Annotated in this window: 17 protein-coding genes and 1 pseudogene; 10 read left to right on the forward strand and 8 right to left on the reverse strand. The window is 61.2% G+C overall.

Annotation, left to right across the window (positions count from 1 at the left end):
* Positions 1-34: 34 nt before the first annotated feature.
* Together OIU37_RS25000 and OIU37_RS25005 are read left to right on the forward strand one after the other, a co-directional pair.
* A complete protein-coding gene (locus tag OIU37_RS25000; RefSeq protein WP_113546681.1) occupies positions 35-676 on the forward strand; it encodes a carbonic anhydrase in 642 nt (213 codons plus the stop codon).
* 96 nt (positions 677-772) lie between these two features.
* The gene (locus tag OIU37_RS25005; RefSeq protein ID WP_180696616.1) at positions 773-2,392 is read left to right on the forward strand and encodes a GGDEF domain-containing protein; all 1,620 of its coding nucleotides are present in this window, start codon (positions 773-775) and stop codon (positions 2,390-2,392) included.
* 45 nt (positions 2,393-2,437) lie between these two features.
* Here OIU37_RS25005 and OIU37_RS25010 read toward each other — a convergent pair whose 3' ends face one another.
* From OIU37_RS25010 to OIU37_RS25020, 3 genes and pseudogenes are all read right to left on the reverse strand, one after another.
* Positions 2,438-3,259 (reverse strand): lytic transglycosylase domain-containing protein, encoded by an 822-nt coding sequence (locus OIU37_RS25010; RefSeq protein ID WP_180696615.1) that lies wholly within the window; start codon positions 3,257-3,259, stop codon positions 2,438-2,440.
* 269 nt (positions 3,260-3,528) lie between these two features.
* Positions 3,529-4,563: an aspartate-semialdehyde dehydrogenase gene (locus tag OIU37_RS25015; protein ID WP_012759513.1), complete on the reverse strand. Its 1,035-nt coding sequence runs from the start codon at positions 4,561-4,563 to the stop codon at positions 3,529-3,531.
* Between the two features lie 111 nt (positions 4,564-4,674).
* A pseudogene (locus OIU37_RS25020) lies at positions 4,675-4,884 on the reverse strand (hypothetical protein); the annotation flags it as partial.
* Between the two features lie 90 nt (positions 4,885-4,974).
* Here OIU37_RS25020 and OIU37_RS25025 point away from each other — a divergent pair.
* From OIU37_RS25025 to OIU37_RS25045, 5 genes are all read left to right on the forward strand, one after another.
* Complete coding sequence (locus tag OIU37_RS25025) at positions 4,975-6,729, forward strand: alkaline phosphatase (RefSeq protein ID WP_264258942.1); 1,755 nt, start codon at positions 4,975-4,977, stop codon at positions 6,727-6,729.
* Between the two features lie 94 nt (positions 6,730-6,823).
* On the forward strand, positions 6,824-7,291 hold the full coding sequence (locus tag OIU37_RS25030; RefSeq protein WP_264258943.1) for a hypothetical protein: 468 nt from the start codon (positions 6,824-6,826) through the stop codon (positions 7,289-7,291).
* A gap of 5 nt (positions 7,292-7,296) precedes the next feature.
* Positions 7,297-7,989: an ABC transporter ATP-binding protein gene (locus OIU37_RS25035; RefSeq protein ID WP_180696612.1), complete on the forward strand. Its 693-nt coding sequence runs from the start codon at positions 7,297-7,299 to the stop codon at positions 7,987-7,989.
* Entirely contained in the window at positions 7,986-9,302 is a 1,317-nt protein-coding gene (locus OIU37_RS25040; RefSeq protein ID WP_264258944.1) for an ABC transporter permease, read from the forward strand. Before OIU37_RS25035 ends, OIU37_RS25040 begins: the two co-directional genes overlap by 4 nt.
* A gap of 248 nt (positions 9,303-9,550) precedes the next feature.
* Entirely contained in the window at positions 9,551-11,437 is a 1,887-nt protein-coding gene (locus OIU37_RS25045) for an MFS transporter (RefSeq protein ID WP_171604434.1), read from the forward strand.
* Between the two features lie 165 nt (positions 11,438-11,602).
* Here OIU37_RS25045 and lpxE read toward each other — a convergent pair whose 3' ends face one another.
* The gene (gene lpxE, locus OIU37_RS25050; protein ID WP_264258945.1) at positions 11,603-12,337 is read right to left on the reverse strand and encodes a lipid A 1-phosphatase LpxE; all 735 of its coding nucleotides are present in this window, start codon (positions 12,335-12,337) and stop codon (positions 11,603-11,605) included.
* Between the two features lie 175 nt (positions 12,338-12,512).
* On the reverse strand, positions 12,513-13,625 hold the full coding sequence (gene leuB / locus OIU37_RS25055) for a 3-isopropylmalate dehydrogenase (RefSeq protein WP_003543987.1): 1,113 nt from the start codon (positions 13,623-13,625) through the stop codon (positions 12,513-12,515).
* A gap of 166 nt (positions 13,626-13,791) precedes the next feature.
* Between leuB and OIU37_RS25060 the strand changes: the two genes are divergently transcribed.
* Positions 13,792-14,724, forward strand: coding sequence for a pyridoxal-phosphate dependent enzyme (locus OIU37_RS25060; RefSeq protein ID WP_264258946.1), 933 nt, complete (start codon positions 13,792-13,794; stop codon positions 14,722-14,724).
* A 60-nt stretch (positions 14,725-14,784) separates the two neighbouring features.
* Here OIU37_RS25060 and leuD read toward each other — a convergent pair whose 3' ends face one another.
* From leuD to OIU37_RS25075, 3 genes are all read right to left on the reverse strand, one after another.
* Positions 14,785-15,393, reverse strand: a complete 609-nt coding sequence (gene leuD / locus OIU37_RS25065; protein WP_126907201.1) for a 3-isopropylmalate dehydratase small subunit — start codon at positions 15,391-15,393, stop codon at positions 14,785-14,787.
* Positions 15,394-15,528: 135 nt separating this feature from the next.
* Positions 15,529-15,948, reverse strand: a complete 420-nt coding sequence (locus OIU37_RS25070) for a glyoxalase/bleomycin resistance/extradiol dioxygenase family protein (RefSeq protein WP_171604438.1) — start codon at positions 15,946-15,948, stop codon at positions 15,529-15,531.
* A 127-nt stretch (positions 15,949-16,075) separates the two neighbouring features.
* Positions 16,076-16,309, reverse strand: a complete 234-nt coding sequence (locus OIU37_RS25075) for a hypothetical protein (RefSeq protein ID WP_182208645.1) — start codon at positions 16,307-16,309, stop codon at positions 16,076-16,078.
* Between the two features lie 139 nt (positions 16,310-16,448).
* Here OIU37_RS25075 and OIU37_RS25080 point away from each other — a divergent pair, with 139 nt between their 5' ends.
* Both OIU37_RS25080 and OIU37_RS25085 read left to right on the forward strand, forming a co-directional pair.
* Positions 16,449-17,369: a CoA ester lyase gene (locus tag OIU37_RS25080; protein WP_182208644.1), complete on the forward strand. Its 921-nt coding sequence runs from the start codon at positions 16,449-16,451 to the stop codon at positions 17,367-17,369.
* Positions 17,369-17,575 carry a DUF1737 domain-containing protein gene (locus tag OIU37_RS25085; RefSeq protein ID WP_171604726.1) on the forward strand — a complete coding sequence of 69 codons (207 nt, stop codon included), beginning with the start codon at positions 17,369-17,371 and terminating at the stop codon, positions 17,573-17,575. Before OIU37_RS25080 ends, OIU37_RS25085 begins: the two co-directional genes overlap by 1 nt.
* The last annotated feature ends 25 nt before the right edge of the window (positions 17,576-17,600 follow it).

The raw sequence follows: 17,600 nt of genomic DNA on the forward strand, positions 1-17,600 counted from the left end.
TGATCTTGGCTTCGGCGCGCGCTAATCCAGAAGCATGCAGCGTTTTCCAAACCCCCTTCTGGACGGCTATCGCAACTTTATGAACGGGCGTTATGCCGACGCCCGCGACAGGTATCGGCAGCTTGCCGAAAACGGTCAGAGTCCCCATACGCTTGTCATTGCCTGTTCGGATTCTCGCGCGGCACCGGAGCTGATCTTCGATGCCGGCCCAGGCGAATTGTTCGTCATCCGCAACGTCGCCAACATGGTGCCGCCCTACGAGCCGGACGGTCATTTTCATTCGACCTCGGCCGCACTCGAATTTGCCGTGCAGGTGCTGAAGGTCTCGGATATCGTCGTCATGGGCCATGGCCGCTGCGGCGGCATCCGCTCAGCGCTCGATCCGAATGCCGAGCCATTGTCGCCCGGCGATTTCATCGGCCGCTGGATGTCGCTGGTCAAACCCGCCGCCGAGCAGATCCAGAGCAACGACGTGATGACGGCTGCAGAGCGGCAGACGGCGCTGGAGCGTGTCTCCATCCGCAATTCGATCAACAATCTCAGAAGCTTTCCCGACATCAAGGCGCTCGAGGAAGCGGGAAAGCTTCATCTCCACGGCGCCTGGTTCGACATTTCGACCGGTGAACTCTGGGTCATGGACGCCGAGACACGCGACTTCATTCGTCCCGAAATCTAGGGACATGCCAGTTTATCAGTTTTTTAAGGATTGTTGTTAAGCTTGCCGTCAATTGGTCGCGCACGACCGACGTTTTGATCACCGTGGCGATTGGCGATGAAGTTCGAAACCATCAAAAGGGTTATCCTGGCCGCCATCATGCTGCCCTTCGTCTTCATGCTCATTGAAGGCGTCGTCGTCATACGTTCTTCGGTCAATCAATATTGGAACCTCGAAAAGGACCGGCAGTTCGCCGATGTGCTTGCCCGTGGCGGGTCGATCGCCGCCACGGAGATTCTGACCGAAATTGGCGCGACCCGCCGCTACCTTGCACATCCCAGCAGCAGGACTGCCATCGACATGCAGCAAAGCCGGGTGACGCTCGATCGCGAACGCCGCGCTTTTTACGCCAGCCTGCCCTCCCGCGATGCGCTCGACGAGGGTCTCGTCGGCGAATTATCGATTCTCAGCCTTGCCTATAGCCGCATCGTCGCGGCGCGCAGCGCCGTCGACCAGGGCCGTTATACCGGCAGCGATCCCGGTTCCATCTACTGGTATGCGGCTCTCAAGCAGCTTGCCGTCGTCGATGCGCTTTCACCGCTGATCAGCGATCCGGTGCTGCTTGAAAAATCCAACCAGCTGATGGGCATCCTGCTGACCTATTACGGCGAAAGGCTGATCACCGGGATCGGCACCCGTTATCTCGACCAAGGGGCTTCCGCCAGATTGCCGGTGGAGCTCTTCGTGCAGGGCAAGGTCATGCTCGGCGAGGGCATGGATCACATGGTTTTCCATTCCTCCGCGCCGGTCGTGCGCCACATCGTTGCTTATCTCGGCCGCAGCAGCCAGGTGAAGGCGGATGCGATCACCGATGCCATTCTCGCCGGATCGCGGCCGACACGCGCCGTGCATGATTTCTGGGCCGCCGCGCAGAGCGAGCGCATGAGCTTCCTGCAGCAGAAAATGATCGAGGCCGCACAGGATATTCACGAGACCGGCGAAAACCTTTCGACGCGCTCGCACATACACCTGACGCGGATCCTGGCGCTGTGTGCCGGCCTGCTGATACTCGCCACATTGGTGCTGCTGCTGGCGGCAAAGGGCCTGCACCTGATCGACCGGCTGACCCAGGATCGGGAGACGCTGGTGGGCGAGTTGCGCAGCGCCGCCCAGACCGATCTTCTGACCGGCCTTTACAATAGGCGCGGCTTCGAGGTCGCCGCATCCGCACTTCTCACACAGGCCGAGCACGGATCACGCTGGATTTCCGTCGTGCTCTTCGACCTCGATCATTTCAAGAAGACCAACGACGTTCACGGGCATGACGCCGGCGATGCCGTGCTCCGGCATGTCGCGGGCGTCGCGCGTGAGAATTTTCGTTCCTTCGATCTGCTGGTGCGCCATGGCGGCGAGGAGTTCCTGGCGCTTCTGCCCGATTCGACGCCTGACGATGCCGCAATCGTTGCCGAGCGTGTGCGGCTGGCGATCGAGGCGGCGGAAATCCCCCTGCCGAGCGGCGATGTTCTCAAGGTGACGGCGAGTTTCGGATGCGCCGGACGGGCAAATGAAGCCACCAACCGGAACTTCGAGGATCTGGTCAAGCGCGCCGACCTGGCGCTTTACGCCGCCAAGGCCTCCGGCCGCAATTGCGTCGTCTCGGGACCAATCCTGCCGGCCCCGGTGCAGGAGGAGCGACGCAAGGCGGCGTCCGGCGGCGGCTTTGATTCCCGCATATGAAAAACGCCGCATATCGCAGCGGCGTTTTCGCGTATTTTATCGGGCCTATCTGCCGTCGATCTGCTGACCGATATAGGCGATAGCCTGCTGGTAGACGCTGGCGGCGTTCCAGCCCTGGATGGCAACGAAATTCGGCTCTCCCGGCTGATAGCCGGCGCCGGCGCGCCAGCCGTGGCCCTTGAGGAAATTCGCCGTCGAGGCCAGTGCATCGGCGCGGGAACCGACCATGTCGACGCGGCCGTTGCCGTCGCCGTCGGCGCCGAAGCGCACCACATTGCGCGGCAGAAACTGCGTCTGGCCGATTTCACCATGGGCAGCGCCCTTGGCCTGCGGGCTCAGATAACCCTCGGAGACGAGCTGGAGTGCTGCATAGAGCTGGTCGGTGAAATATTGCGAACGACGGCAGTCATAGGCGAGGGTCGAAACAGCCGACAGCGTATGCTGGTTGCCCATATAGCTGCCGAAACCGGTCTCCATGCCCCAGATCGCAATCAGCGGGCCGGCCGGAACGCCGAAACGGCGCTCGATCGAGGCAAAAAGCGCCTGATTGGCGGCCTTCATGCTGCGGCCGCGGGAGATGATCGCGGCACCGCCGCGCTTCTGCATGAAAGCGTCGAAGGAGAGCTTGAAGCTCTTCTGGCCACGGTCGGCGGCAATCGTCGGCCTGTTGTAATTGACGTTGGCGAAGGCGCGGTCGAGGACCGAGCGGCTGACGCCGTTTGCCGCCGCTTCCTGCTTGAAGTCGGCGACCCATGCACCGAAACCGCTGCTATTATTGCCGCATTGAGCGCCCTGGGCCGCTGCCGGCAGCGCCTGGAGGACGCCCGCCGCCGTAAACGCCGCCAGAAAGAATGTTGTCATGCGCATGAGAAACCCCGCTTCCGATCTACTGAAGCGCGCCGCGGCCGATTGGGGCCATGCGACGCGCTCAAAGTCTTCGTTCTGTCTGTCCCGAACCGCTGCGCGGTTTTGGACGGCATGCTTTGGCTTGATGCCGGGCAGAATGCCAGCCGAAGACGATCTTGTCACGATCACCTTTTTCAGCAAGCGCTTATGGACAGAAGCGTCCACAATTCGGCAAAAGCCCTGCCTCAATCATCAGCAGGGCTTTAGCATATTATGGTTTACAAATGGTATCAGGCGGCCTGCTTGCGCGGCTTGACGAGACCACGATTGACGAGCAGCTCGGCGATCTGGATGGCGTTCAACGCAGCGCCCTTGCGCAGATTGTCGGAGACCACCCAGATGTTGAGGCCGTTTTCGACCGTCGCATCCTCGCGGATGCGCGAAATGTAGGTCGCATCCTCGCCAGCGGATTCATAAGGCGTGATATAGCCGCCATCCTCGCGCTTGTCGATGACGAGGCAGCCCGGTGCGTCGCGCAGGATATCGCGGGCCTGGTCGGCGGTGATCTCGTTTTCGAATTCGATGTTGACGGATTCCGAATGACCGATGAAAACCGGCACGCGCACCGCGGTGCAGGTCACCTTGATCTTCGGGTCGAGCATCTTCTTCGTCTCGGCCAGCACCTTCCACTCTTCCTTGGTGTAGCCGTCCTCCATGAAGACGTCGATGTGCGGGATGACATTGAAGGCAATACGCTTGGTGAACTTCTTGTTCTCGATCGGATCGGCGACGAAGACGGCGCGCGTCTGGTTGAAGAGCTCGTCCATGCCGTCCTTGCCGGCGCCGGAGACCGACTGGTAGGTCGAGATGACGACGCGCTTGATCTTGGCGAAGTCGTGCAGCGGCTTCAACGCCACCACCAGCTGGGCGGTCGAGCAATTCGGATTGGCGATGATGTTGCGCTTGGTGAACTGGCTGATGGCATCCGGGTTCACTTCCGGCACGATCAGCGGCACGTCGGCGTCGTAGCGCCAGGCCGAGGAATTGTCGATGACGATGCAGCCCTGCTGGCCGATCTTCGGCGAGAACTTCTTGGAGACCTCGCCGCCGGCCGACATCAGGCAGATGTCGGTATCGGAGAAATCGTAATTCTCCAGATTGGAGACCTTCAGCGTCCGGTCACCGTAGGAAACCTCGGTGCCCTGCGAACGCGAGGAGGCGAGTGCCACGACCTCATCGGCGGGGAAGCCTCGCTCGGAGAGGATGTTGAGCATCTCCCGGCCGACATTTCCGGTCGCTCCCGCAACTGCTACTTTGAAACCCATTTCTCAAGCTCTCTTTCTCTTCTCTCCTCTTGTCCGATGAGGGGAAAGGCGCGATTAATCGCGTCTTCCTGTCCCCAGCCGAGCCGGGGAGAGAGCGGCAGGCCAGAGACGTCAGACGGTTTTCGTCGTCGTTTTGGCCTTGGTTTTGGCAGAAACCGGAACGGCAATGTCCACCCCGGCAACTCGTGCCCGGTCATTGCATTCGGCAATGGCGTGTTCGTCGCGAACCATGGAGATTCCTTTTCCGCTGTTGCTCTTAGAAGGTTTTCTACAGGAGTCAAGGTTTTTGCGCTCAGAGCCGGCAGGCGAAAGCGGCGGCCGCCATGCTGCGACGTTTTGTCATGCCGCTGTCATCCTCGGGAGGTATCCCGGCCCAGTTATCAATGTCTGCAACGAAAACGGGGGTTTTCCATGCGTACGCTTCTTGCCGCCTTTGCGGCCACCACCATCCTTGCGGGCGCCGCTCAGGCGACGACGGTCTATCCGCTCGATCGCGCCACGATTCTTGCCGGCTCGCCGTTCGATTTCAAGGTCGAGCTCAACAAGCAGGTCAAGCCTGAAGACGTGAAGATTACCGTCAACGGCCAGGACTATAAGACCGTTCTCGGCGTAGAGGCGCAGTTCGTCGAGCTGGAAAAGGGCAAGGAAGACAAGGCGCTCGGCTCCGCTCTCCTGTTGCGCGGCCTGAAGATTTCCGCCCCCGGCGCCTATAAGGTCGAGGTCGCTGCCGGCGACGAAACGAAGTCCGTTACCTGGAACGTCTACGAAACCGCGGCTCAGCCGAAGGCCAAGAACATCATCTTCCTCTTGGGTGATGGGCTCTCCGTTGCGCATCGCACCGCCGCCCGCATCATGTCCAAGGGCATGACCGAAGGGAAGGCCAATGGCCGGCTGAACATGGACGACCTCGATCGCATGGCTTTCATCGGCACATCGGCGACGAATGCGGTTGCCACCGACTCGGCCAACACCATGTCGGCCTTCATGACGGGCCATAAGACGGCCGTCAACGCACTCGGCGTTTATGCGGACCGTACGCCGGCTCTGCTCGATGATCCGCGTGTCGAAACCTTTGGGGAAGCCGTTCGCCGCACGACCAAGAAGTCGATCGGTATCGTCGCGACCTCCGAAGTCGAGGACGCGACGCCAGCTGCGGTCGTTTCACATACCCGCAGCCGCAACGACAAGGCCGACATCGTCGGCATGCTGCTCGAGGTGAAGCCGGAAGTTATCCTTGGCGGCGGTTCGGCCTATTTCCTCGGCAAGGAGGTTGCCGGTTCGAAGCGCAAGGATAACCAGGATTACATCAAGCTGTTCCGGGATGCCGGCTATAAGCTGGCGACCGATAAGAACGAGCTCGCCGCCAATGCCTCGGCTGAAGGCAATCTCCTCGGTCTCTTCCACACCGGCAACATGGACGTCACGCTCGATCGAGAGTTCCTGAAGAAGGGCACGGTCGATAAGTTCCCGAACCAGCCGGGCCTCGTTGATATGACCAAGGTTGCGCTCGATCGCCTCTCGAAGAATCCGGAGGGTTTCTTTCTGATGGTCGAAGGCTCCTCCATCGACAAGATGTCGCATCCACTCGATTGGGATCGTGCGGTCATCGACACCATCGAATTCGACAAGGCGATCGGTGTTGCCCGCGAGTTCCAGACGGCCCATCCTGATACGCTGATCGTCGTCACCGGCGACCACACCCACGGCGTATCGATCATCGGTACCGTCGATGATGAGAAGCCCGGCACGGAAATGCGCGAAAAGGTCGGGACCTATGCCGAGGCTGGCTTCCCGAACTACAAGGACGAAAACGGCGACGGCTATCCCGATAAGGTCGACGTCAGCCGCCGGCTGTTCCTGAGCGCCAATAACGGCCCCGATCACTACGAGACCTTCCGTCCGAAGCTCGACGGTCCGTTCGTTCCGGCTGTCCAGAACGAAAAGAAGGAATATGTCGCCAACGAGCAGTATAAGGATGTTCCCGGCGCGGTCTTCGTTCAGGGCAATCTTCCGAAGAGCAGCGAAAGTGGCGTCCATGCGGTCGACGACGTCGTCCTGCAGTCGGCGGGCCCGGGTTCGGAAGAGTTCCATGGTTACATGGAACAGAGCGACGTCTATCGCGTGCTTGCCGACACCTTCGCTCTCGGCGCCAAGCAGACGAACTGATCTGAATCCGGCAAGGCCGCTTGCCGGCCCTGCCCCTTTCGTCGATCATGGTCCCGGCCGTTCAGCGGCCGGGACCTCATTCTTGGAGATCGCCATGGAAAAGCTCCCTTCGCCGCATCTCAGCCGCCGCGGCCTGATCGGCGCCATCGGTACGATGGCCTTTACCGCTGTGGCTCGCCCGAGTTCTGCTGCGGATTCCTCGATCAGCTTCGATGAACTTTACGGCAAGTTCGGCGTGCTCGGCCTCGAATTTTCCGACAAGGTGAAGCGCCTTGCCGGCAACGACGTCAGCATGAAAGGTTTCATGGCACCGCCATTGAAGGCCGAGGCCCAGTTCTTCGTGCTCACCGAGGTGCCGATGTCGCTCTGCCCCTTCTGCTCCTCGGATGCGGACTGGCCGGACAATATCGTCGTCGTCTATCTCGGCGAGAAGCAGACCTTCGTGCAGCCGCGCCAGACGATCGAAGTGCGCGGCACGCTGGAATACGGTTCCTGGACGGACCCGGACACCGGCTTCGTCAGCCTGCTGCGCCTCCGCCAAGCCGAATATTCCGCTGCCTGAACGATATGCTCGCTCTTGATATCGAAAACCTTTCCGTTGCCTTCCGGGGCCTGTCCTCGCCGGCACTTGCGATCGGCCGCCTGTCGATCGATGCCGGCAGCAGGGTCGCCATTACAGGCGCTTCCGGTTCCGGCAAAAGCACCTTCGTCAATATCGTTGCCGGGCTGGAGCGGACACGCCAAGGCCGCATCCGCTGGAACGGCGAGGATATCGCGAATTTTTCAGAAAGCCGGCGCGACCGATTCCGTGCCGCCAATATCGGCCTGGTTATGCAGGAGTTCCATCTCTTCCCCGGCCTGTCGGCGCTGGAAAACGTGCTGCTGCCGGCGCGTCTTGCCGGCGCCGCCACGGATGATGTCATCGAGCGGGCGCATTCGCTTTTGAGCACCGTCGGTCTTTCCCGTCCGGGCCAGAAGATCGAAACCATGTCGCGCGGCGAGATGCAGCGCGTGGCGATCGGCCGGGCGCTGCTGCGCAAGCCCGGCGTCATCATCGCCGACGAGCCGACCGCAAGCCTCGATGCCGAAAGCGGCGAGGCGGTCGGCGATCTCATCCTCGATCTGGCCATCGCCGAAGGCAGCACGCTGATCGTCGTTTCACACGACCAGCGCTTGGCCAGCCGCCTCGATCGGCGCATCACCTTCGGTTCCGGCCGGATCAGCGAAGATTCCGCGGCAACGGCAGGAGAAGCTGCATGATCCGCTTCATCCTTTCCGATCTTCGTCGCCTCTGGGCGGGATCGCTGGTGGTCGTGCTGCTGGTGGCGCTTGCGACCGCGCTCGGCGTTTCCGTCGTCCTGCAGGAGCGGGCGCTTCGTCTCGGCAGCGCACGCGCTGCCGACAAGTTCGATCTTGTCATCGGCGCCGGCGGCAGCGAGACGCAGCTCGTGCTGTCCTCCGTCTTCCTGCAGCCCTCGCCTTTGCCGCTGATGCCGGGCGAAGTGCTGGGCAGGCTTGCCGCGGATCCACGGGTCGATTGGGCAGCTCCGATCGGCTTCGGCGATTCCTTCTCCGGCTATCCGATCATCGGCACGACGACCATGCTGGCGCAGAACCTGTCCGGCGGTCTGGCCGAAGGCAAGATTTTCGGGCGCGAGGGCGAAGCCGTGATCGGCGCCGCTGTCAAGCTGTCGCTCGGCGCCGAGATCAAGCCGATGCACGGGTCGCTGGAAGAGGGCGGCGAGACCCATACCGAGCTCATCTATCGTATCGCCGGCCGCTTGCGGCCGACCGGCACCGCCTGGGATCGGGCCATTCTCGTTCCGATCCAGGCCGTCTGGCACATCCATGGCATGGAGGCGGAAAAGCATTTGGAGGATGGTGCCGAAGCCGAGCACGATCATGAAGTGGCGTCCGGCACGGATAGCGCTGAACATGGTCATGAGCATGAGAAAGCCGGCGCTGATCACCATGGGCATGAGCATCACGGGGAAGCTGATCCGGATGCCGCGCTTGATGAGAGCTGGACTGCGGGCGCTCTCGGCCTTCCCGCCATTCTCGTCAAGCCAAAAACGATCGCCGATGCCTACAAGCTGCGGCAGGACTATCGCAGCGGTGATACCGTCGCCGTCTTTCCCGGCGAGGTGCTGACCAATCTCTACGCCACGCTCGGCGACGCCAAGCAGATTCTCGTCGCGGTCGCCTCCGGCGCGCAAGCTCTCGTCGCAGCCTCGCTGGTGCTGGTCACGGTCATCCATATCGGCCAGCGCCGCCGTCAGATCGGCGCACTCAGGGCCTTCGGCGCCCCGCGCGGCGCGATTTTCGGCATCGTCTGGCTGGAATTCTTTTTCCTGGTCGCGGTCGGCATCACACTCGGATTCGCGCTCGGTTATGCCGCGGCCCTCACTTTGTCCAATATGTTCTCGCAGACGAGCGGGATCACCATGCCGGTCGGCTTCGCCCGTGAAGATACCGCGCTTGCAGCGGTGCTGCTTGCCTTTGCCACAATTCTTGCCGCGCTGCCGGCAGTGCTCGCCTACCGGCAATCGCCGGCGCAGGCGCTGAGAGCGTAACGGGTCCACGTCGCAAACCGCAGTGATACCTGCTTCCAAACCTTCGGCAGCGAAGTCCTCAGGGGCGGCGGCGGGGCTGATGTGCGTGAGAACCGGGCGCCATTATTAGACTAAAGTCATAATCCGAAAGCCTCTCTCTTTTTGATCTGTCGTTTCTGGCACACTCCTGTCAGGCGTGTCGCGGCCAGGGGTATGCTTTGAGGAAAGTAGGTCGCGCGCGTTGATCATCACTCTGTGGAGGACAGACAATGGCAAATGTCGCAAGCATCGACGGCGCGAAGGCCGCTCCGATGACCGGCGAGGAGAAGAAGGTCATCTTCGCCTCTTCGCTGGGCACCGTTTTCGAATGGTACGATTTCTATCTCTATGGTTCGCTCGCCACCTATATCGGTGCGACCTATTTCACCCAATATCCCGAGGCAACGCGTAACATCTTCACGCTGCTCGCCTTTGCCGCCGGCTTCCTGGTCCGCCCTTTCGGCGCGCTGGTGTTCGGCCGTCTCGGCGATCTCGTCGGCCGTAAATACACCTTCCTGGTGACGATCATGATCATGGGTCTGTCGACCTTCCTCGTCGGCATCCTGCCGGGTGCCGCCACCATCGGTATCGCAGCCCCGATCATCCTGATCGCGCTTCGCCTGCTCCAGGGTCTGGCACTGGGCGGTGAATATGGCGGTGCGGCAACCTATGTCGCCGAACATGCGCCGAACGGACGCCGCGGCTACTTCACCTCATGGATCCAGACGACGGCGACGCTCGGCCTGTTCCTGTCGCTGATCGTCATCGTCTTTGTTCAATATCTGATGGGTGCGGCTGAGTTCGCCGCCTGGGGCTGGCGCATTCCGTTCCTGCTCTCGTTCGTCCTGCTCGGCATTTCCGTCTGGATCCGCCTGAAGATGAACGAATCGCCGGCGTTCCAGCGGATGAAGGCGGAAGGTAAGGGCTCCAAGGCGCCGCTGACCGAAGCCTTCGGGACATGGAAAAATGCCAAGATCGCGATCATCGCGCTGCTCGGCGCCACCATGGGCCAGGCGGTCGTCTGGTACGGCGGCCAGTTCTATGCACTGTTCTTCCTGCAGAACGTGCTGAAGGTGGACCTGTTCTCGGCCAATGTCATGGTCGCCATCGCACTTCTCCTCGGCACGCCGTTCTTCGTCATCTTCGGCGGCCTCTCCGACAAGATCGGCCGCAAGCCGATCATCATGGCAGGCCTTCTCATCGCAGCGGTGACCTATAATCCGCTGTTCAAGGCGATGACCTGGACGGCGAACCCGGCGCTTGCCGAAGCGCAGGCTTCGATTCGGGCAACGGTGACGGCTGATCCGGCCGATTGCAGGTTCCAGTTCAACCCGACCGGCACGGCAAAGTTCACCAGCTCCTGCGACGTGGCAACGGCGTTCCTGACGAGGAACTCGGTGCCCTACGACGTCGTGCCCGGTCCTGCCGGACAGCCGGCAACGGTGAAGGTCGGCAACGCGACGATCCCAAGCTTCGACGTCGTCGCTGCCGGCGACAAGGCCAAGGGCATGACCGCCGCCTTTGAAAAGGGCGTCAACATCGCGCTCCAAGGTGCCGGCTACCCGCTGAATCGCGGCGCCGTCAAGGTGCCGGATGCCAAGCTCGATGCCTTCATCGCGGCCAATCCGGAACTGGCGCTCAACGCCGATACCGTGCGCGCCGGCGAGAAGGAAACCATGCCGGCGGCGAAGCTGGTCGAAGGCAAGCTGCTGACGGCGGATGAGGCCAATGGCGTCACCGACATGGCGGTCTACAACATCGCCAATGGCGGTACCTTCGCCATGACCGCCGATCCGGCTCGCGTCAACTGGATCGGTACGATCGCCGTGCTGTTCGTCCTCGTCCTCTATGTGACGATGGTCTACGGCCCGATCGCCGCTCTGCTGGTCGAGCTTTTCCCGACCCGTATCCGCTATACCGGCATGTCGCTGCCCTATCACATCGGCAACGGCTGGTTTGGCGGCCTGCTGCCGGCGACAGCCTTCGCGATGAGCGCTGCCGCAGGCGATATCTACTACGGTCTCTGGTACCCGATCGTCTTTGCGACGATCACGCTGGTGATCGGCCTGATCTTCCTGCCGGAAACGAAGAACAGGGATATCCACGCCATGGATTAAGCGGCCGATTGAGGCCAATCCCTGCTTGAGAAAAAGGCCCGGCGCTCATAAGGCGCCGGGCTTTTCCATATTACAGCGCCGCGCGTCTTTTCGGACGCGCAAGGACGCTGTAACATTTTGAATTGCTGGATAATTTTATCCTTAAATCGATTCCGATTTAAGGAATTATGCAGTGCGAAACAGGCGCTTCGAGAGCGGCCAGCCGTCCGGCGCCAGCTTGAAGAGCAGACCGCAGCGGGCAAAGACGATCGCCGTCAGCAGCGAGAACCAGGCGCCGAAGGCAAGGCCGGCGATGACGTCGCTCGGATAATGGGCGCCGACCATGACGCGCGTCATGCCGAGCCAGATGGCGCAGGCGATGAAGGCAACACGGTAGCGCGGAAACAGCAGGGCGAAGGCGGCGAAGAAGGCGCCGACCGTGGTGGAGTGGCCGGACGGGAAACTTTCGAAAGCGGAATGGCCCGAAAAGGGCGTGAAGGAAAACATGCCGTAGTCATGGAAATGATCGGGACGCGCCCTGCCGATCGCACGTTTCAGCAGATTGGCGAGAAGTCCTGAGAAAACGACCGTGGCGAAGAGATAGGCGCCGATCCAGCTGACATAGAGCGCCTGCGCCTTGGAACGCGCTGTCTTCAAAAGCTTGTAACCTGCCCTGCCCTGAAAGAACAGCAGGATGCTGGTGTAGATCAGCCAGGCGGAATCGCCGAAACCGGTCAGCATCTCGCCGAGGTGTTTCACCGGCGCGGGAACTTCGCTGGCGCCGATCGGCGCGTCGAAGAGCAGCATCGAAAGGATCACGGCATTGAGCGTGACGAAGAGGCAGGCCTGCCAGCGCAAAGGCGGCAGGCCAGCGTCGCTCCGGCGCCAGCGCCTGTCCAGGGAAGCCCAAAATGCCCGCATTTCGTCGTCCGTTCGAATTTGTCCGCTCGTTAAAATCCGGCGCAAAAATACACGAGATTGTGGCTAGGAATAGTCCGTTTAGGATAATTCGACCAAACCGGTCCGGCGAGCGCTCTCAAGAAAAAAGCCCTCCGCATGCCTCATGCGAAGGGCCGGTACTGTTTCACGTGAAATATCAGGCGGAAAGCGTCTTGAACTCGGCGAGGATCGCATCGCCCATCTCGACGGTGCCGACCTGTCTTGCGCCATCGGCCATGATGTCACCGGTGCGGATGCCCTTGTCGAGCACGTTGGCGATCGCCTTTTCCAGATCGTCGGCTTCCTTCACCAGATTGAAGGAGTAACGCAGGCACATGGCGAAGGAGGCGATCATGGCGATCGGATTGGCGATGCCCTTGCCGGCAATGTCAGGGGCCGAGCCGTGCACCGGCTCGTAAAGCGCCTTGCGCTTGCCGGTCTTGCCGTCAGGCGCGCCGAGCGAGGCCGAAGGCAGCATGCCGAGCGAGCCGGTCAGCATGGCGGCAACGTCGGAGAGCATATCGCCGAAGAGATTGTCGGTGACAATGACGTCGAACTGCTTGGGCTGGCGCACCAGCTGCATGCCGCCGGCATCGGCCAGCATGTGTTCGAGCTGGACGTCGGAATATTTTGCCTTGTGCGTCTCGGTCACCACCTGGTTCCAGAGCACGCCCGACTTCATGACGTTGCGCTTTTCCATGGAGCAGACGCGATTCTGCCGCGTGCGGGCCATTTCGAAGGCGACGCCGGCGATGCGCTCGATCTCGTAAGTATCGTAAACCTGCGTGTCGATGCCGCGCTTCTGGCCGTTGCCGAGGTCGATGATTTCCTTCGGCTCGCCGAAATAGACGCCGCCCGTCAGTTCGCGGATGATCAAGATATCGAGGCCTTCGACCAGCTCCGGCTTCAGCGACGAGGCCGCAGCAAGGGCCGGATAGCAGATGGCGGGGCGCAGGTTTGCGAAGAGCTGCAGATCCTTTCGCAGGCGCAGCAGGCCGGCTTCCGGGCGCACTTCGTAAGGCACGCTATCCCATTTCGGACCGCCGACGGCGCCGAACAGAACGGCATCGGCGGCAAGCGCCTTCTGCATGTCGGCTTCCGAGATGGCAGCGCCATGCGCATCATAGGCGCAGCCGCCGACAAGGCCTTCGTCGGTGACGAAACCGGCATTCATTGCCTCGTTCATATAGGCGATGATCTTGCGGACCTCGCCCATGGCCTCGGGACCGATGCCGTCACCCGGCAGCAGGAAAAGATTGCGCGCTGTCATGAAGCCCTCCTGGGAAAAACAAGTTGCGGTTTCTTAGACCCCGGAAATGGGCATTTCAAGCGACAGAAGCAGTGAATCGGTACGCTTCGCTCTTCGCCGCGACGGTTGCTCCTGCGTCCGCAAACGGATTAGAACGGTGACCCTATCTTTATCCTGGATGGTTCCTATGCTTTTCGCGCCTCTCCACCTCGATACGCCCTTGCTCCAGACGGCGACTGGCTACAGCGTCAGCGGCAAACCGCTCTGGCTGAAGCTCGATGCGCTGCAGCCTTCCGGCAGCTTCAAGCTGCGCGGCGTCGGCCGGCTTTGCCAGCACGAGGTGGAAAATGGGGCGCGCGAAATCTTCTGCGCTTCCGGCGGCAATGCCGGCATTGCGGCGGCCTATGCCGGCCGGGCGCTCGGTGTGCCGGTCACCATCGTCGTGCCGGAGACGACGGCGGCCGACGTAAGGCAGACGATTGCCGCAACGGGCGCGAATGTCCTCGTTCATGGTTCGGTTTTCGATGAGGCCAATGCCCATGCGGTCGAACTCGCCCGGAGCCGCAAGGCAACCTATGTGCACCCCTTCGACCATCCGCTTCTGTGGGATGGCCATGCCACGCTGATCGACGAGGTGGTGGCGAAAGGGGCAAAATTCGATTGCGTGGTCACCAGCGTCGGCGGCGGCGGGCTGCTTGCCGGCATCGTCGAGGGGTTGAAGCGCAACGGGCTCTCCGAGGTACCTGTTATCGCCGTCGAAACGGAGGGGGCGGCTTCACTTCATGCCAGCCTCAAGGCGAATGAGCGTATCACCCTTTCCGCCATTACCTCGATTGCCAATTCGCTCGGGGCGCGGCAGGTGGCGCAGCATGTCTTCGACCTGCCGAAGCAGCATCCGATCGAAAGTGTTGTCGTCAGCGACGCCGATGCCGTTGCCGCCTGCCTGAAATTTGCCGATGCGCAGCGCATTCTGGTCGAGCCGGCCTGCGGTGCGGCGCTTGCGGTTGCCGATGTGCATGCCGGGCTGCTTCAGCGCTTCGATCATCCTCTTATCGAGGTCTGCGGCGGCATTGGCGTGTCGCTCGAAAAACTCAGGGCCTGGAAAGAAAAGTTTCTTTGACCCACACCAAAGAAAAAGCCGGGCGTAAGCCAGGCTTGATCGGTAACCGATTGGAAGGGCTCAGGCTGCCCAGGGGTGCGAAGCGGCGTTCTTCTTTTCGAAGCTGTCGATCGCCTTGCCCTTTTCCAGCGTCAGGCCGATATCGTCGAGGCCGTTCAGCAGGCAGTGACGCTTGAACTCGTCGAGATCGAACTTGATCGAGCCACCATCGGGGCCGGTGATCTCGAGGTTTTCGAGGTCGACGGTCAGGATGGCGTTGGAGCCGCGCGAAGCGTCGTCCATCAGCTTGTCGAGATCGTCCTGGCTGACCTTGATCGGCAGGATACCGTTCTTGAAACAGTTGTTGTAGAAAATATCGGCGAAGCTGGTCGAGATGACGCAGCGGATGCCGAAATCCAGAAGCGCCCAGGGCGCGTGCTCGCGCGAGGAGCCGCAGCCGAAATTGTCGCCGGCAACCAGGATCTTGGCATCGCGATAGGCCGGCTTGTTCAGCACGAAATCCGGGTTTTCGGAGCCGTCTTCGTTATAGCGGGCCTCTGCGAAGAGGCCGGTGCCGAGGCCGGTGCGCTTGATCGTCTTCAGATAATCCTTCGGAATGATCATGTCGGTGTCGATGTTGACGACCGGCAAGGGCGCAGCAACGCCCGTGAGCTTCACGAATTTATCCATGACCCATGCTCCATTTCTGCAAATCTACTTCCTGAATTTGCATCTAGTCCAGTTTTTCGCCGAAATGAAGGAGAATCTTTCTAAAGTGGCGGCCGCGCGCGACGTTTCGCGCGGCCTGCCATTGTGCGTGTTTGGTTATTTGGACGGTGCGTTCAACCCCCAGAGGACGCCGAACGGATCACGAAGCTGGCCATAGCGGTCGCCCCAGAACATCAGTTCGACCGGCATGACGACTTCGGCGCCGGCGGAAACCGCGCGATCCCACCAGAAATCGATATCGTCGATAATAAGCTGGATGGCGAAGCCTTCATGGCCTTTGAAGGGGCCGAATTCGGGATAGGCATCCGACAGCATGAGGGAGCTGCCGTTGATGTAGAGATGCACATGCATCGTCCGGCCGTTCTCGTCGACCGGCACGCGATAGGCTTCTTCGGCGCCGAAAGCCTTCTTGTAGAATTCCGCAGCTTTCACCGCGCCGCTGACCGTCAGATAGGGCAGCAGGCCGTTCTTGACCGGTGGCATCTTGGTCGGGTTGCTCTCTGTCGTCGCATCCATGCTTGTCCTCCATTCATTTTTGAACGCCGGCTGAATGCCTGGCTGCTTCAAGGACGTGGCATGGAAGCGTGATCCGACAGTGCCGGCCGAAAATTTTCAGCGACCAAAATTTTCAGCGAAAAGATGATCAGAGATCGATGATCGTGCCGCGGCCGTCGTTCCAGATGCGCATCTCGCGTTGGCCGTTGTTTGCCTTGGCGCGGACCGGAGCGGGCTTCATCTTCATCGAAAGCGCGCGTCCGACCATGAGCACGGTCAGGATGCCGCCGACGGCGAGCGTCACCGAAAAGGTGAAAATCAGCATGGCCACGAAAACGGTGGCGCCGGCAAGCATGAGGAAGATGGAGCGAATGTTCTGCATGGGTTTGAGACCTTTCTTCGGAAAGGAATGTGGTCCTTCTCTTTCCTCTCTGCAAGGCAAGCATGGCTTTTTGTTGTTCTGCGGGAGGTTCTGGGGTGGGCTGCTTGCTTCGGCCGTCAAAGCTTGGCACTAATTCGCCATGAGCCGAAACCACATGACCCGCTCCGTCCGCCTGCGCCGTTCGGTGTTAAGCGTGCCTGCCGTCAATCCCCGCGCCCTCGAAAAAACCCATGCGGTCGATTGCGATGCGGTGATCTTCGATCTCGAGGATTCCGTGGCGCCGGAAAAGAAGGCGGAAGCGCGGGAAAACCTGAGGAATTTCTTTTCGGCTCGGCCGCTCCAAGGCAAGGAGCGGATCATCCGCATCAACAGTCTGTCCACCGATTTCGGCCTGGCGGACATGGAGCTGGTGACGGCGCTTGGTCCCGATGCCGTGCTGCTCCCGAAGGTCGACGAACCGCAGGATGTCATGGCGCTCAGTGACCTTCTCTCCGAGGCCGATGCACCGGAAGATCTGCGCATCTGGGCGATGATCGAGACACCGCGCGGCATCCTCAATGTGGCGGCGATCGCCGAGGCCGGGCGCACGCCGGGCTCGCGGCTCGATTGTCTCGTCGTCGGGCTGAACGACCTGCGCAAGGAAACCGGCGTGCTGCCGCAGCCGGGGCGGAGCTATCTCGTGCCGTGGCTGATGCAGGTCGTCCTTGCGGTCAGCGCCTATGGGCTCGATGCGATCGACAGCGTCTTCAACGATTTCAGGGACGAACAGGGTTTCGATGCCGAATGTCTGCAGGGCCGGGCCATGGGCTTTGCCGGCAAGATGCTGATCCATCCTGCGCAGATCGAGCCCGCCAACCGCCATTTCGGCCCGGATCCGGCAGCGATTGCGGAAGCGGAGGCGATCATATCAGCCTTTGCCGATCCCGCTTCCGATGGGCTGAACGTCATCAATGCAGGCGGGCGGATGGTCGAGCGGCTGCATCTTGTCCAAGCGGAAAGTCTGGTCCATAAAGCCCGCCTGATCGCAGCCCGCCAGGCTGCAGCACGAAAGACGATGTGATGAAACTCTACCGCTTCCTGACCGGTCCCGACGATGCTTCCTTCTGCCATAAGGTCACTGCCGCCCTCAACAAGGGCTGGGCGCTGGAGGGCTCGCCGAGCTATGCCTTCAATGCCGCAACCGGCGCGATGCAGTGCGGCCAGGCCGTCGTCAAGCAGGTCGAAGGCAAGGATTACAATCCCGAGATGAAACTCTCCGAGCAGTAAACGCGTCCTTTTGGACGCGCGGTGC

Origin of the sequence: Rhizobium sp. BT-226, assembly GCF_025847085.2 — a bacterium.
GTDB lineage: Bacteria > Pseudomonadota > Alphaproteobacteria > Rhizobiales > Rhizobiaceae > Rhizobium > Rhizobium sophorae.